Here is a 16,235-nt window from a genome sequence, read left to right as displayed (position 1 = left end):
TTTTAAAATACAGAATATACTATGGGTGATATTGGACAATTCCTCCCAATGATTTTGATTTTTGTGGTAGCGTATTTCTTTATGATACGACCTCAAATGAAACGTCAGAAAGATGAAAAGAAATTTGCAGCAGCACTTAAAAAGGGAGATAAGATAGTCACTAAAAGTGGTCTTCACGGAAAGATCGTTGAACTTAATGAAAAGGATTTTTCCTGTATTATTGAGACGATGGCCGGGAGATTGAAATTTGACCGATCTGCCATTTCCATGGAAATGAGCAATAAATTATCTGCTCCGGCAAAATAATAATATCCTTTACTACGAAAGACACCGAGGCAATTTGCCATCGGTGTTTTTTTTTGCTCTAAAAACTCAGATCCTAAGAGTTTCGGTATTTGTCATTGAAGCTATAACCTTCCAGAATCATGGGAAGGATCTTTTGTAACCTGGCTTGTTTGGTCTTATCTTGTTTTGCGGTGTCTATATATTCACAATACTCCCGCTGTTTATAAGGGGCTAATGACCTAAAAGAGGCCAGGAGAGTGGGATCCTTTTTTAAGGCAGCTTTTAATCCTACAGGAATGACGGTCTTTTTAGTTCTTTCCGGGATCCATTCTTTACCCTGTTTTTGATTTTTAATGGCTTCTTTCATATAGACCAACACTTGTTGTGGAGGTATTTCCTGAGCAGATTGAAACTTCCAGTGGCGCATAGCCTTGGTTTTACCTTCCTGAGCATTTTCCAAAACCTTTTCAGGATCTGTAAGAAAACAACCATTAAAGAACCAAAGGCCGAAGTAAGATTTAAAAGCTATGATCCCAAAGATATTTTTCTTGTTTAAGGTGTAAACCGGAGCTCCCCATTTCAAGGTTTCCTCTAACTCTGTTTGAAATGCCAGTTCACGTAAGATGCCAATCCCTTCCTTGTACGGATGTTCTTTTGAATAAAAAGCTTCCAGTTTTTCTGACTTACCAGGCATGGATCTTAGAATTTCTTTGCCGTAAGTTCGCAAATTTTCACGATAACATCAACCGCCTTTTCCATACTTTCCACTGGTACGTATTCATATTTCCCGTGAAAATTATGTCCGCCTGCAAATATATTCGGGCAAGGGAGTCCCATATAGCTCAATTGGGAACCATCTGTCCCCCCACGTATAGGCTTAATAATAGGATCTATATTAAGCAACTCCATGGCTTCCTGTGCGATTTCTACGATGTGAAAAACAGGTTCTACCTTTTCGCGCATATTGTAGTACTGATCCTTTAATTCTAGCTCAATACAATGATGATGTTTCGTATTCAATTCATCTACCGTTTCTTCAATAAAACGTTTTCTATCGGAGAAGGCCATTTTATCATGATCTCTAATTATTAGTTCCATAGTAGCAAGTTCTATGGTACCGCTAAGGTGATGGATGTGAAAAAAACCTTCTCGGTCTGCAGTGTGCTCGGGTACCTCATGCTTGGGAAAGCGGTTTGCCAAGTCCGAGATGATCCCTATGGCATTAACCATTTTGTTCTTAGCACTTCCGGGATGTACACTTTTGCCATGGGCCGTGATCTTGGCGCTGGCTGCATTGAAATTCTCGTATTCTAATTCGCCAACCTGACTCCCATCCATGGTATAGGCCCAGGCTGCCCCAAACTTTTTGACGTCGAAATGATGGGCACCCCTGCCAATTTCCTCATCCGGAGTGAATCCTACCCGTATCTTCCCATGTTTTATTTCCGGATGTGCCACCAGGTATTCCATGGCGGTGACAATCTCCGTGATCCCTGCTTTGTCATCTGCTCCAAGCAGCGTAGTCCCATCAGTTACGATCAGCGTTTGTCCTTTGTAAAGAAGCAGGTCTTCAAAATATTGCGGGGATAGGAGGATATTGGTGTCTTTATTTAAAAGGATGTCCTTCCCGTCATAGTTCTCAATGATCCTCGGTCTTACGTTGGTGCCCGAAAAATCAGGAGAGGTATCATAATGCGAGATAAAGCCTATAGTTGGCACTTCCTTTTGGATATTGGCCGGGAGTGTGGCCATGATATACCCTTTGTCATCAAGGGTTACCTCCTGCAGACCAATCCTCTTTAATTCCTCAAATAATTGTTTCGCTAAAACCCATTGTTTCTCGGTACTGGGGGTAGAATCAGAATGTGGGTCGCTTTGAGTATCAATAGATACATACCGAATAAATCTGTCAATGATGGTTTGCATAAAAATAATTTTTAGCAAATGTAATGTTTCGAATAGAAGACTCAAATACTATAAGGCATGTCTAAAAGCTAAAATGCTGAAATGCAAATAATTAGGAATTTCACCCTTATTGACTTCAGATTTGACTACCTTATTAGACTAATCACTCAAACACTCAAATTATGAAGAAACACTACTTACTATTTGTATGTCTTTTTTTTGGTTCTCTCTCTTTGCTACATTCGCAAATTACAGGGACCGTAAAAGATGAAGACGGCACTCCCTTACCCGGGGCTTCCGTAGTTAAAAAAGGAACCCAGGTAGGAACCACTACCGATTTTGATGGGAACTTTACGATCGATGCTGTTATTGGCGATCGGTTGATCGTATCGTATATTGGTTTTGAACCCAAAGAATTTCTGATAAACAGTACTATCCTCACAATTACTCTGGTATCCGGGGTTGAATTGTCTGAGGTGATCATCACAGGATCGAGGAATCCGAACAGAACGGCTACGGAAAGCACCGTGCCCGTTGATGTAATTGATGTTAAAGAACTTGCCAACGTATCGCCTCAGGTGAACCTTAATCAAATACTAAATTATGTGGCGCCTTCCTTTACGTCCAATACTCAGACCATATCGGATGGAACAGATCATATTGATCCTGCCTCTTTACGGGGACTGGGACCAGACCAGGTCTTGGTACTGATCAATGGAAAAAGAAGACATACCTCTTCACTGGTGAATGTAAATGGCACCTTTGGTAGGGGAAGCGTGGGGACAGACCTAAACGCCATTCCGGCAGCAGCTATCCAACGGATAGAAGTGCTCAGAGATGGTGCAGCTGCGCAGTACGGATCCGATGCCATTGCAGGGGTAATCAATATTATTCTGAACCGCTCCGTGAACGAATTAACGCTAACCACCACTACAGGGGCTAACTTTTCAAAGAATGCCAATGACCAAACTGGAGGTTCAGACGGTGCAACCACCAATGTTGCCGGGAGTTATGGAATTTCTATGGGCGAAAGAGGCGGTTTTTTAAACTTGTCTGGTGATTTTGATGTTCGTCAGGATTACAGCAGGATGAAAGAATGGGAAGGTGACGTTTTTAACCTGTATAATACGGTTGAACGTTTTGCCAGAGCAGACGGAGCTGATCTTTCTTTACTATTGGATAATGATGTGACCGATGTCTTGCAGTATGCAAATGCCGCCGGTATTGACACCCAGGGGGCAACTACCAAAGCCGATCTGCAACCTATTTTATCCGGGGATAATACAACGGCAGAACTAGCTGCCCGAGGCCTGGAAAGAAGCGATTTTAATATGAGGGTAGGGCAGTCAGCCCTGCGTGGTGGACGTTTTTTCGCCAATTTCTCTTTGCCACTCGATGATAACGGAACGGAAGTCTATTCCTTTGCAGGCTTGAGTTCTCGAACAGGTAATTCTGCGGGCTTCTATAGATTACCCAACCAAAGCAGGACCTATACACCGGCGTATTTTAACGGTTTCCTTCCTGAGATCAACTCTAATATCAAAGATCAATCTGTTTCTTTGGGAATAAAAGGGATGATCGGCGATTGGAATGTGGACCTTAGTAATACCTATGGAAAGAACTCTTTTCTCTATGTGATCGGAAATACGTACAATGCCTCCCTACAGAATGCATCACCCACTATTTTTGATGCCGGAGGATTCTCCTTTTCGCAGAATACGACCAATTTAGATATTTCTAAATTCTACGATGACGTATTTAATGGCCTGAATGTGGCCTTTGGATCGGAATACAGATTGGAGAACTACGCCATCGTTGCAGGAGAAGAAGCGTCGTATGCACAGTACACGGCAAATGGAGAAGTTGTCCGACTGGCCTCACAACAGCCTGCTGTCGATTTTTTCGACGCGTCACGTCCCGGAGGATCTCAGGTGTTTCCTGGTTTTGCTCCAAGTAATGCCTTAGACAGAGGACGAAGCAGTGTAGCCGGATATCTGGATCTTGAAGCCGATTTTTCGGATGCATTTCTAGCGAGTTTTGCCACTCGTTATGAAAACTACAGTGATTTTGGATCCACGATCAATTTCAAACTGTCTGCCAGGGTAAAAGCCACGGAGAACCTTAATTTAAGAGGTGCAGTTAACACAGGATTCAGGGCTCCTTCACTTCATCAGCTTAACTTTAATTCTACGTCCACTATTTTTGACAACCTAGGAAACCCACAGGAAGTGGGAACCTTCGCCAATGATAGTAAGGCTGCCACTTTACTGGGTATTCCTTCTTTAAAAGAGGAGACTTCTCAAAGCATTAGTCTTGGACTAACTTCTAAAATTCCCTCTGCTAATCTTACGGTAACCGTTGATGGGTACTTTGTTAAGATAAACGACCGGGTAGTGTATACCGGGCAGTTTTCAGGTCCGGGAACAGGTACAGAACTCGATAATTTGCTGCGGCAAGCCAATGCCACGGCAGCTTCCTTCTTTGCAAATGCGATCGATACAGAATCTAAGGGACTAGATCTTGTGGTCACTCATGATGCTTTTCTTTCTGATACCTGGAGGTTAAAGTCAGTTCTAGCGGGTACCTTATCTAAAACTAAGAAAGTTGGAGATATCAATGCTTCTGATGTATTGCGAGATGCAGGACTAATAGATACGTATTTTCCTGAAGATAGCAGGGTGTATTTAGAAGAAGCCGTTCCAAGAACAAAGGTTAACCTGTCTAACACTTTTCTGTCAGATAAATTCGTAATATTCCTTCGTAATGTATATTTTGGAGAAGTAACCGAAGCGACCACAACCATTGCCAATCAGCAGGTATTTGGGACCAAAATAGTAACGGATCTGTCTCTGGGCTATAAGGCTACAGAAAACCTAACCCTAACAATTGGGGCGAACAATCTGTTGGATGTTTATCCGGACAGAGCCGAAGACGCTTTTGGAAACAGAAGTTCAGGTCGATTCGACTGGTCCCGTAGAGCTCAGCAGTTTGGAATTGGTGGCCGATTCCTGTTTGCACGACTCAGTCTTTCGCTGAAATAGAGCACAAAGCACACAAAAATTTAAAGACCCTCCTCGGAGGGTTTTTTTATTTACTTTCCATCAGCATACTAAACCCTTGATTTATCAGTTAATCAGCATAAAGCCAGAAGAAATATACGCTATGACAAGTCCATTTAAATATCTGCTACTCTTTTTATTAATAGGATCGGTTATTCATTCTTCAAATGCCCAGGACAGGGATTGCATGCTGGGACTTGGTGGTAGCGCAAAGGAAACCATTATCCAGGTGTTTCAATTGAATAAGGAACAAATTGAAAAAATGGATGAATGGACGGCTGAGCTCAAAGTAACCAACAAGGCATATCAGGATGAGATTACTCAACTTTTTGACACCCACCCGCAGAGTAAGACCGAGGATCTTGAAGCATTGGCAACCAAATACAAGGTTTTAAAAGATCAGATCCTGGCAAATACCAAGGAATACGACAAGCGATTACTGCAGCTTTTCAACCCAAAACAGTATGAGCGGTATCTCGAATTATGTGCTGTTGCCAACAGAAGGCCATTTGAAATTGTTCCCCAAACATATTCTCCTAATACTCCCGAAGAATAGCAGGGGAATTAGGTCCTGAAATTGTAAAAATCCCTTTTGAAGTTCGTATTTTTGAAAATTAAATATGGGCATGTACAAAGCGATTATAAGACCTCTTCTTTTTTTATTCGACCCCGAGGGAGTACATCATTTTTCCTTTTGGGTAATAAAATTTACTTCCAAACTTGGATTGGGAAGTATTTTTCGTAAGGTATACGGCATAAAGGACTCCCGCCTAGAAAGGGAAGTATTTGGTTTAAAATTCAGCAATCCTGTTGGGCTGGCCGCCGGCTTCGACAAAAATGCAGTGCTTTACAATGAATTGGCCAATTTTGGATTTGGTTTTGTGGAAATTGGGACCTTAACACCCAGACCCCAGTCCGGAAACCCTAAAAAGCGTTTATTTAGATTACCCGCAGACAAGGCGATCATCAATAGAATGGGATTTAATAATGAGGGGGTACAAGCGGCAGTAGAGCGCTTAAAAAAAGATCACAACGTATTGATAGGGGGTAATATTGGCAAGAATAAAATAACTCCGAATGACCAGGCAGCAGAAGACTACCTTATATGTTTCAGAGCGCTCTTTGACCATGTAGATTATTTTGTAGTGAACGTAAGTTCTCCCAACACACCTGGCCTTCGGGAATTACAGGAAAAAGCGCCTCTAACGGCTCTGTTGAAATCTTTAAAAGAAGAAAATAAGACCTTAGCATCAAAACGAGGTACTGCAGCACGCCCCATCCTCTTAAAAATTGCGCCAGATCTTAGCAATGAACAATTATTGGATATCATTCAAATAGTACAGCAGACCCAAATAGATGGCGTAATTGCCACCAACACTACTATTGAAAGAAAGGACCTGGCCTCAGATTGTATTTTAGTAGAAGAAGCAGGAGGATTAAGTGGTAAACCCCTGGGGAAAAGAAGTACGGAGGTCATCAGATTCTTGGCTGAGAACAGTAAAAACTCTTTTCCAATCATTGGTGTAGGAGGTATTCATTCTGCGGACGATGCCTTGGAAAAACTGGAAGCAGGTGCCAGTCTGGTGCAATTATGGACCGGTTTTGTTTATGAAGGTCCGGGCTTGGTGACACAAATAAATAAAGCTCTGCTGGCCAAGACCTCTCAGGGGGTCCAGTAATCGATCACAAGCACATCCTCCAGATAAGGATCCAGTAAGGCGCCAAAGGCTTTGTGATCCGGATGGGGAAGATAGACGTCCCGTGCTGCTTCTGTAGCAAAGGTGAGAAAGAAACAATGGGTAAATCCTTTAGCTAAGCCTTCCGGACTGTTATTTAATCCCCATTCTAGCGACTCTATTTCAGGAATTTTGTATTGTAAATCAGCAAAGGCAGATTCTATTACCTCTAATTGATTTGCCGTGGTTCCTTCTTTAAATTTAAATAGGACCACATGACGGAGTGCACTGTCTTTAGCTGCAGAAGTATCGGAGCGATCGTTTTTAGGTGTCATGGATGGTAGGTCTACGCCAAGGGTTATAAGAACCATAAGCAAGGTGAAAAGACTAAGATAAATTTTCATAACTGAATTTTTTGTAAGATATAAAAAAGTACGTTTGTTTGTTATCCATTAAAAAGCTGGTACAGAGATGAATTTTGATATCTTATGGGGGTTTGTATTAGCAACGGCCAGCTTGGCGATCTTTCCCGGTCCGGATAATATTTATGTCCTTACCCAAAGTATTGCTAATGGAAAGAAATACGGTCTGGCTACCACAGCCGGACTCATCTCCGGCTGCCTTGTGCATACAACCTTGTTGGCATTTGGGGTGTCTGCTATCATCAGCTTAAATCCTTATTTGTTTTTTGTGATCAAGCTGTTCGGAGCCTTGTATTTATTCTATTTGGCATTTAGGGTTTGGCGTTCGGATGCGAAGATAAGCCTGGAAACAACGAATAAATCTAAAAAAACGCGCTGGCAATTGTACCGTCAGGGATTTTTGATGAATGTACTCAATCCCAAGGTAACGATCTTTTTTCTAGCCTTTTTTCCTGGCTTCCTGTTCAGTAACTTTTTGAGCACTACGCTTCAGTTTTACATTTTGGGAATACTCTTTATGTTGATCTCTTTTCTGATTTTTTCTGCGATTGCGATCATGGCAGGGGGCATTTCAGAATACCTGCAGCAACATCCCAATGCACCTGTATTTTTAAAATGGCTTCAAATACTGGTTTTTACAGGGATAGGTCTTTACCTGTTATTATCCTATAAATAATGCTAATTTTGAAAGATCGAACAATTTGTGGAAATGGCTGAAAAGGTTAAAATAATTGAATGTCCCAGAGATGCCATGCAGGGGATCAAGATGTTTATTCCTACCGAGAAAAAGATTCAATACCTGCAAGCCTTGTTGGGCTGTGGTTTTCACACACTCGATTTTGGGAGTTTTGTCTCACCAAAGGCTATCCCACAAATGGCCGATACCGCTGAGGTGTTGAAAGGCCTGGAACTGAAGGGGAATCTTTCCAAGTTGCTGGCTATTGTCGCAAATGTTAGAGGTGCCAGAGATGCGTGTAACTACAAGGCCATAGATTATCTGGGCTACCCATTTTCAATCTCTGAGAACTTTCAGATGAGAAATACCCACAAGACCATTGCTCAATCTACGGAAATATTAAAGGAAATACTGGACCTGGCCTCCGATTCCGGAAAGGAAGTAGTGGTATACATATCTATGGGATTTGGAAATCCTTATGGAGATCCCTGGAACGTGGAGATCGTTGGGGAGTGGACAGAAAAACTTACGGGGATGGGAGTAAAGATACTGTCACTTTCTGATACTGTTGGGACTTCCACCCCGGAGATCATCTCCTATCTGTTCTCCAATTTAATTCCTATGTATCCAGCTGTTGAATTTGGTGCCCATTTGCATACTACCCCGAGTTCCTGGCACGAAAAGATAGATGCCGCATATAAAGCAGGCTGCAGGCGGTACGATGGTGCCATCCAGGGTTTTGGGGGATGTCCTATGGCAAAAGACGAACTAACCGGTAATATGCCTACCGAAAAGATGTTGTCTTACTTCACCTCAAAAAAAGCGGATACCAATGTAAGTTGGACGGTATTTGAAGCCGCTTATAACAAAGCAACCCAGGTTTTTTCTGCCTATCATTGATCAGATTTCAATACTGCAAGCGTATTCCCAGATAGGCTCCAAAAGGATGCCCCGGTCGTAATCCCGCGGGCACTCTGGAAACCGCATACACTTCATCCAGCATGTTGATTATGTTTCCGGTGATGCTTGCATGAGCATTTAGGTGATATGCCCCTGAGACATCCAATATAAAGCTGGAAGGAACAAGTTCGTTGGATGGGATACTGCCGGTACCGGCTCTTGTTCTGAATTCACCATTATAACGGCCACTCAGATTTATAGAATAGGAGGGGTGCTCCAAGGACAAGGTGGCATTTAATTGATGTTTTGAGATATATGGAAGCTCATCTCCTGCCGTAACCTCTCCCCAAATATCTTCTGCACTTCCAAAACTATTTTTAAATTCAGTATCTGTAAACGTATATGCCAGGGTCAGTGGTAATTTAAAAGATTTGTGGCCGGAAAGAAAATCGTAATTCAGTAAGACTTCCAGCCCCATTACATCCACTTCACCTGCGTTGAACTGCTCTAAACTTCCTGTTCCGCCGGTTGCTGCCAGATCACTGCCCAGCAGATTGCTGTAATCATTATAGAAACCGATAATTTCTCCGGATAGGCCATTGTAAGTAAAACGAGATCCAAGTTCCATGTTGATACTTTTTTCTGCCTTTTCGCCTACTTTGCTGGTAGGTGGTGAGAATCCCTTATGTACGCCCCCAAAGATTGAGAATCTATCCAGGTTGTAGTTGAATCCCATTCCAGGGATCCAGACCGCACTAGTATTTTCTCTAAAAGAGACATCGGAATTTGTACGTCCAATATTGTTGGTCCCGTAATCTGTTCTGTTTAGGGAAATATCCTCATAGCGTACCCCAGGGGTAAGAGTAAGGTCATTGTAAGTAAACTTGTATAGCGCAAAGCCGGCAAAAGCTTTTGCTGCACTTATCCTATTGGCGTCTGTACCAGGTGCTCCCTCTGAGGTAAGCTGCATGATGCCATTGGCTATTCCATACCCGTCTACCCACTGATACCGATCTTCCTCATCATAATGATAGCGCAGACCTATTTCGATATCGTGGAAGGTTTTTTCACCATACCAGTGATAGTCAAATTTGGTCTGAACACCTTTTGAAATATATTTTCGGTTGTTGGCTTTTACTAAAAGGGCATCGGCCGTAGCATCTTGTTCGCCCGTGATAACTTGCAAATAGTCAATATTCTCATCCGGATTGCTGAGGATTCCCGAGACTCCCCTCCGTTCGCCACCCAGGGTAACTCCATCTAACTTATACCAGTTACGGCTAAATCCATTGTAGTAGGCATTGGTGGTTATGTGAAAATTATCACTGAAGGCCAAAAGATGTGTGGCCATTAACTGTATATGCTCGTTGATCATTTCATCTGTCTGAGTTCCTGCATATCTTCTGTAAGGCGTAGCCTTGAAATCCGAATCTGTAAGTCCAACATAGGTCTCATTTGAGTCTTCATCTGAATATTGGAACTTTACCTCTAACCCCTGATACAGGGCCGCATCTTTGGCAGTATTCAATCTGAATTTAGCTACCAGATCATTCTTGTCGAATCCGGTATTCCCACCTGTGTCTAACTTCTTGAATCCATTGGAATTAAAATTCAGATATTCCACCATATAACCAATATGCTCTTTGGCATCCCCAACTTTGGCATGCACCCTGCCACTGTTAAAACTTCCGTAGGAGGCCAATAAAAAAGCATTGAAGGAATCCGGTATCTGTGTGGAAATCATATTTATCGCACCCCCTGTTGTAAACGGACCGTATTGAACCTGACTACTTCCTTTTAGGATCTCCACCGCTTGCATTCTGGCCACGGAGGGAAAATAATAGGCAGCAGGGGCACTATAAGGGGCAGGGGCGATCAAAACTCCGTCTTCCATTAATGTTATTTTGGCACTTCGTTCTGGCGAGGTACCTCTTAGGCTTATATTGGGCCGCAATCCAAATCCGTCTTCTTCGTAAAATGAAACGCCGGGCACAGCGCGTAGAACCCTGTTTATATCTGTATAATTAAAAGTGGCGAGTTCCTGTGGCGAGATATAATATGCAGATCCTGTTCGGTTCTTTGCCTGGTATTTACTTCCAAGGATCACATTGGCCGAGAGGACTACTTCATTGAGTTGTATAAGATTTGAATCTTTGGACTGTACAATCATTCGCTGATTTTGAGCAAGGACCAGCAGCGGAATAAGGCAAAGCAAAAACGAGAAATAGGACTTCATTTTATTTAGACTAATTAAGAATAGATAATATAGAAAGTCAAATTTAAATCCTTTTTATGTAATTCAAAAGACTATTTAGAAAAATTCTAAATAAAAATTCTTTACTTTCTAACTGCCAAAGTGTTATCTAATTCACTGTAATAATGAAGGCCGTCAAAAACTATTTGATAGGAATCTTTGTCCGTTAAAAAAAGCGTATATTTGCACGCAATTAATCCTTAATTGCATGGAAGCCCACCTAAAAAAAATTCTTGGAGAAGGACTCACCTACGATGACGTCCTGTTGGTACCCGCATTCTCTGACGTTCTCCCCAGGGATGTAAATATTCAAGCAAAGTTTACCCGCAACATCACTATTAACATTCCCATTGTTTCTGCAGCCATGGATACCGTTACGGAATCCAAGATGGCCATAGCCATGGCACAGGAAGGCGGTATTGGTGTTTTGCATAAAAATATGAGTATTGAGGAACAGGCCCTGAAGGTCCGGAAGGTGAAACGGGCAGAAAGTGGAATGATCCTGGACCCAGTTACCTTGCCAAAAGAGGCCCTTGTGCGTGATGCCAAGGCTAATATGAAAGAGCACAGCATTGGTGGGATCCCCATTGTAGATAAGGACCAGAAACTTATTGGAATAGTAACTAACAGAGATCTAAGATTCGAAAGGAATAATGATCGGCCTGTCTCGGAGGTAATGACTTCCAAGAATTTAGTGACCGTTGCAGAAGGGACCTCCATGGAGGAGGCCGAAGAAATTCTGCAGGCTCATAAGATCGAAAAGTTGCCGGTAGTTGATAAAAATTATAAACTCATTGGGCTGATCACTTTTCGTGACATCACCAAATTAACCCAAAAACCCATAGCGAATAAGGACCAATACGGAAGGCTGCGGGTAGCGGCAGCGCTGGGTGTCACCCCGGACGTCATTGAGCGGGCAACAGCCCTGGTTAATGCAGGGGTAGATGCTGTGGTCATAGATACCGCCCACGGGCACTCCAAAGGTGTGGTGACCGTCCTGAAAGAAGTAAAAAAGAAGTTTCCTTCCCTGGAAGTGATCGTAGGAAATATTGCCACCGGCGAAGCTGCCAAATATCTTGTAGAAGCAGGAGCCGACGCAGTTAAGGTTGGTATAGGTCCCGGGTCTATTTGTACAACACGAGTAATTGCCGGTGTTGGCTTCCCTCAGTTCTCTGCCGTATTGGAAGTGGCAGCAGCCATCAAAGGCAGTGGTGTACCAGTGATAGCCGACGGAGGTATCCGTTATACAGGAGATATCCCAAAAGCTATTGCCGCAGGCGCTGATACGGTAATGTTGGGTTCTTTATTGGCTGGCACCATGGAGTCTCCCGGCGAAACTATCATTTACGAAGGGCGTAAATTTAAATCCTACAGAGGCATGGGTTCGGTGGAGGCCATGAAACAAGGAAGCAAGGATCGGTATTTCCAGGACGTTGAGGACGACATTAAGAAACTCGTACCCGAAGGGATAGTGGGCCGCGTGCCTTACAAAGGAGACCTCTTTGAGAGTATTCACCAATTTGTTGGCGGACTAAGAGCAGGAATGGGGTATTGCGGCGCGAAAGATATTGCCACGCTAAAAGAAAGTGGGCGATTCGTTAAGATCACGAGCAGCGGTATTGCTGAAAGTCATCCACACCATGTCACCATCACCAAGGAATCTCCAAATTACAGTAGGTAGGTGCCTTTATTTACCCTGCCCATTATAGGATTTCCAATCTTTTTCCTTGTAGACATTATCCCCAAAATAACGGGCAATGTTTAAAAAAGGCTCTGGTTTTTGATAGCCAGGTACCGGTGAAAGCATGTTCAATTGCTCATCCATGAACACCACGGTAGGGTAACTTAGTCTGCCTTGCAATAAGGAAGCTGCAAATTGATGGTAGCCTCTTCTCCCGGAGGGGACATAGGTATATGTCTTCCCTTTAAAGTCTATAGGATCCTTTCCTTCTCCATCCATTTTTACCATATAAAAATTTGCACTCATATAGGCAGCCACTTCCGGATTTTGGAAAGTGTCCTTGTCCATCCGTTTACACCAACCGCACCAGTCCGTGTAAACATCAATAAATATTTTCTTAGGATTAGCCTCTGTTTGGGCCAATTCTGTAGCTTCTTCCCAACTTAGCCATTCTACCTGCTGGCTCTGCATTTCTTGTAAGCCAAGGCCTAACATAACTGTCAGAATCATTACAAGTCTTGTTACTCGATTTTGTTTCATAGCTCTCACTTTAAAGACATAGTCGTGCTAATGTCAATAAAATAACGAATATGTGCGTGCTTTATTTTAAAGGAAACTAAAGATTGAAGTCTAGGAGAAAAAGGTCAACCCTTTAATTCAACATGCTTCAAAAACAGCTTCTTACTTTGCGACCGATTTTTCAAGTGAAGGAACGAACAAAGCAGGCTGGTCTACCTGATTGCGAATGATATCATCGAAGGTTTCTCTTTCCCTTATCAAATGCGACTTGCCTTCATGCCATAATACCTCCGCAGGCCTGTATCGTGAATTGTAGTTACTTGCCATGGTAAAGCAATAGGCACCTGCATTGTGGAAGCATAAGATATCTCCTTCAGAGATCTCATTGATCCTTCGGTTATTTCCAAAAGTATCGGTCTCACAAATGTATCCAACTACCGAATAATACCGTTCCCTGCCTTCCGGATTGGAAAGATTAATGATGTGGTGGTTGGCACCATAGAGCATAGGTCTTATCAGATGATTAAATCCAGAATCCACACTGGCGAATACCGTAGAAGTAGTTTGTTTAACCACATTTACTTTCGCCAGGAAAAATCCCGCTTCACTTACAAGGAATTTTCCAGGCTCAAAAGCAAGGGTAAGGTCTTTCCCGTACTCCTTGCAGAAATCGTTAAATCGCCCTGTTAATTTTTGACCCAATTCTTCCACATTGGTTTGTATATCCCCTTCCTTGTAGGGTACCTTAAATCCGCTTCCAAAATCTATAAATTCAAGTTCTTTAAAATGCTTTGCGGTATCGAACAGGATTTCCGAGGCGTATAGAAAAACGTCAATATCAAGGATGTCACTTCCGGTATGCATATGGATACCATTGATATTCATTTTGGTAAGTTCCACAATGCGGAGTAAATGAGGGATCTGATGTATACTGATACCGAATTTCGAATCTATATGACCCACCGATATATTGGAATTACCTCCGGCCATCACATGCGGATTAATTCGAATACATACCGGTACTTTAGGGTGTTTAGCCCCAAATTGTTCTAAGATAGAAAGATTGTCAATGTTGATTTGCACCCCTAATTCTGAGGCTTTTTCTATCTCTTCAAGGGAAACCCCGTTGGGTGTGTAAATTATGTCCTGGGGCCGAAAGCCGGCCAGTAATCCTAGCTTTACTTCCTGAATAGATACGGTGTCCAGACCGCTTCCCAAACTGTTCATCAATCGCAGGATGGCAAGATTGGACAGGGCCTTGGCGGCATAATTCAATTTTAGTTTTGGAACATTGCCAAAAGCTTTTGTGAGTCGGTCAAATTGAGAGATGATTTTTTCCGAATCATATACATATACCGGCGCGCCATAATTCTGAGCGATTTTTAAGAGATCTGAATGCTTCATGGAAGTTACTTTGCTACAAAGCTACTCTTCTTCGGCTTTTATCCCAAAATAAAGTGCTATTTATTAAAAAATACAACATTTAGTTACATATATAACAATATTCTCTGACTCAATCGCTTGCGATGCACATACCGTCTTTGTATTTTTACCAAAATTAGGATGTGAAATTACCTTTCTTTCCACTTCAAACCGTCTTCTTCCCCGGAGAAACTGTACCTCTTCATATTTTTGAGGACCGCTACAAAGAACTTATTAACGATTGCAGGAAGGATGCTGTTACCTTCGGTATTCCGGTGTATATTAATGACAGGATCGTCTATGGTACCGAAGTACAACTCGTAGAAGTGGTCACCACCTATGAGAATGGTTCTATGGATGTAACCTGTGTAGCCAGACAGATTTTTCAGGTTATGACCTTTGAGAATGAAATGGAAGGTAAATTGTATGCCGGTGGGGAAGTAAAATTTTTAGAGTCGATCAACGATGGGGATATCAAAGTAAAAGAGGCGGTACTTCAAAGAATACAGGAGCTATACGATCTAATGGGTGTGCCCTTTGAGTCTATCCCTGCAGATAAATTTAATCCTTATATGCTTGCTCATAAGATGGGTCTTTCCTTTGAACAGGAATACGAATTAATGCAATTGATCAAAGAGAGCGACAGGCTGGCTTATATCCGAAGGCATTTAGACCAAACTATCAAGGTGCTGAAAGAGGTAGACAGGACCAAGGAATTAATAGATATGAATGGTCATTTCAGAAATTTCGACCCTTTGGATTTTAAGGATTTTAATATTTAGGGACAGTTCCAATTTAGTTAGTGAAACTCGGCCTTGTTTCCTATTTTTGCAAGCAACACTCAAAATAACCATATGAATCTTCACGAATATCAAGGAAAGGAAATCTTAGCCAGTTTTGGCGTACGAATACAACGTGGTATAGTAGCTCATAACGCAAAGGAAGCGGTAGATGCAGCTAAGCAATTGACCGTGGATACGGGCACCTCCTGGTATGTGATCAAAGCTCAGGTACACGCAGGTGGTCGGGGAAAAGGAGGCGGTGTAAAACTCGCCAAGAGCTTAAAGGAAGTTGAAGAGATCGCCGGACAGATCATAGGGATGAATTTGGTAACACCTCAGACCTCTGCAGAAGGAAAGAAGGTGCATAAGGTATTGGTCGCCGAGGATGTTTATTATCCAGGAGCCAGCGAAACAAGTGAATTCTACGTTTCTGTGCTTTTGAACAGAGCCCGCGGACGAAATATGATCATGTATTCTACGGAAGGTGGGATGGACATTGAAGAAGTTGCAGACAAGACCCCGCATCTGATCTTTACAGAAGAAGTAGATCCTGCTACCGGCTTATTACCTTTCCAATGCCGTAAAATTGCATTTAACCTGGGTCTTTCAGGAACTGCATTTAAAGAAATGACCAAGTTTATTTCGTCCTTGTAC

General features: G+C 42.5%; 15 protein-coding genes. 9 read left to right on the top strand and 6 right to left on the bottom strand.

The genetic code is table 11. The features are described 5' to 3' along the window. The first annotated feature begins 21 nt into the window (after window positions 1–21). Window positions 22–306 (top strand): preprotein translocase subunit YajC, encoded by a 285-nt coding sequence (yajC, locus tag WBM49_RS05815; RefSeq protein ID WP_424371118.1) that lies wholly within the window; start codon window positions 22–24, stop codon window positions 304–306. 73 nt (window positions 307–379) lie between these two features. Here yajC and WBM49_RS05810 read toward each other — a convergent pair whose 3' ends face one another. Both WBM49_RS05810 and pepT read right to left on the bottom strand, forming a co-directional pair. Then, window positions 380–979: a YdeI/OmpD-associated family protein gene (locus WBM49_RS05810; protein ID WP_424371117.1), complete on the bottom strand. Its 600-nt coding sequence runs from the start codon at window positions 977–979 to the stop codon at window positions 380–382. A gap of 5 nt (window positions 980–984) precedes the next feature. Further along, window positions 985–2,211 carry a peptidase T gene (pepT, locus tag WBM49_RS05805; RefSeq protein ID WP_424371116.1) on the bottom strand — a complete coding sequence of 409 codons (1,227 nt, stop codon included), beginning with the start codon at window positions 2,209–2,211 and terminating at the stop codon, window positions 985–987. Window positions 2,212–2,372: 161 nt separating this feature from the next. Here pepT and WBM49_RS05800 point away from each other — a divergent pair, with 161 nt between their 5' ends. The 3 genes from WBM49_RS05800 (at window position 2,373) to WBM49_RS05790 (ending at window position 6,928) form a co-directional block, all read left to right on the top strand. Next, a complete protein-coding gene (locus WBM49_RS05800; protein WP_424371115.1) occupies window positions 2,373–5,231 on the top strand; it encodes a TonB-dependent receptor in 2,859 nt (952 codons plus the stop codon). A gap of 121 nt (window positions 5,232–5,352) precedes the next feature. Next, complete coding sequence (locus WBM49_RS05795; protein WP_424371114.1) at window positions 5,353–5,805, top strand: hypothetical protein; 453 nt, start codon at window positions 5,353–5,355, stop codon at window positions 5,803–5,805. 70 nt (window positions 5,806–5,875) lie between these two features. Continuing rightward, the gene (locus WBM49_RS05790; RefSeq protein WP_424371113.1) at window positions 5,876–6,928 is read left to right on the top strand and encodes a quinone-dependent dihydroorotate dehydrogenase; all 1,053 of its coding nucleotides are present in this window, start codon (window positions 5,876–5,878) and stop codon (window positions 6,926–6,928) included. Here the strand turns inward: WBM49_RS05790 and WBM49_RS05785 are convergent. Then, on the bottom strand, window positions 6,913–7,329 hold the full coding sequence (locus WBM49_RS05785) for a Dabb family protein (RefSeq protein WP_424371112.1): 417 nt from the start codon (window positions 7,327–7,329) through the stop codon (window positions 6,913–6,915). The two genes, WBM49_RS05790 and WBM49_RS05785, sit on opposite strands and share 16 nt — an antisense overlap. A gap of 67 nt (window positions 7,330–7,396) precedes the next feature. On the opposite strand from WBM49_RS05785, the gene WBM49_RS05780 reads away from it, so the two are divergent. Both WBM49_RS05780 and WBM49_RS05775 read left to right on the top strand, forming a co-directional pair. After that, window positions 7,397–8,023 carry a LysE family translocator gene (locus WBM49_RS05780; RefSeq protein ID WP_424371111.1) on the top strand — a complete coding sequence of 209 codons (627 nt, stop codon included), beginning with the start codon at window positions 7,397–7,399 and terminating at the stop codon, window positions 8,021–8,023. 33 nt (window positions 8,024–8,056) lie between these two features. After that, entirely contained in the window at window positions 8,057–8,923 is an 867-nt protein-coding gene (locus WBM49_RS05775; protein ID WP_424371110.1) for a hydroxymethylglutaryl-CoA lyase, read from the top strand. 7 nt (window positions 8,924–8,930) lie between these two features. Here the strand turns inward: WBM49_RS05775 and WBM49_RS05770 are convergent, their stop codons facing one another. Next, entirely contained in the window at window positions 8,931–11,159 is a 2,229-nt protein-coding gene (locus WBM49_RS05770; protein ID WP_424371109.1) for a TonB-dependent receptor family protein, read from the bottom strand. 226 nt (window positions 11,160–11,385) lie between these two features. On the opposite strand from WBM49_RS05770, the gene guaB reads away from it, so the two are divergent. Continuing rightward, entirely contained in the window at window positions 11,386–12,858 is a 1,473-nt protein-coding gene (gene guaB / locus WBM49_RS05765) for an IMP dehydrogenase (protein ID WP_424371108.1), read from the top strand. A 6-nt stretch (window positions 12,859–12,864) separates the two neighbouring features. Here guaB and WBM49_RS05760 read toward each other — a convergent pair whose 3' ends face one another. Both WBM49_RS05760 and lysA read right to left on the bottom strand, forming a co-directional pair. Then, window positions 12,865–13,368: a thioredoxin family protein gene (locus tag WBM49_RS05760; RefSeq protein WP_424371133.1), complete on the bottom strand. Its 504-nt coding sequence runs from the start codon at window positions 13,366–13,368 to the stop codon at window positions 12,865–12,867. A gap of 171 nt (window positions 13,369–13,539) precedes the next feature. After that, window positions 13,540–14,781, bottom strand: coding sequence for a diaminopimelate decarboxylase (gene lysA, locus WBM49_RS05755; RefSeq protein ID WP_424371107.1), 1,242 nt, complete (start codon window positions 14,779–14,781; stop codon window positions 13,540–13,542). Window positions 14,782–14,942: 161 nt separating this feature from the next. On the opposite strand from lysA, the gene WBM49_RS05750 reads away from it, so the two are divergent. Both WBM49_RS05750 and WBM49_RS05745 read left to right on the top strand, forming a co-directional pair. Next, window positions 14,943–15,581 carry an LON peptidase substrate-binding domain-containing protein gene (locus WBM49_RS05750; RefSeq protein WP_424371106.1) on the top strand — a complete coding sequence of 213 codons (639 nt, stop codon included), beginning with the start codon at window positions 14,943–14,945 and terminating at the stop codon, window positions 15,579–15,581. 72 nt (window positions 15,582–15,653) lie between these two features. Continuing rightward, the coding region (locus WBM49_RS05745) for an ATP-grasp domain-containing protein (RefSeq protein ID WP_424371105.1) at window positions 15,654–16,235 on the top strand (582 nt) is incomplete at its 3' end.

The organism is Muriicola sp., assembly GCF_049669965.1.
GTDB lineage: Bacteria > Bacteroidota > Bacteroidia > Flavobacteriales > Flavobacteriaceae > Muriicola.
This window is presented reverse-complemented; position numbering and strand designations above follow the sequence as displayed.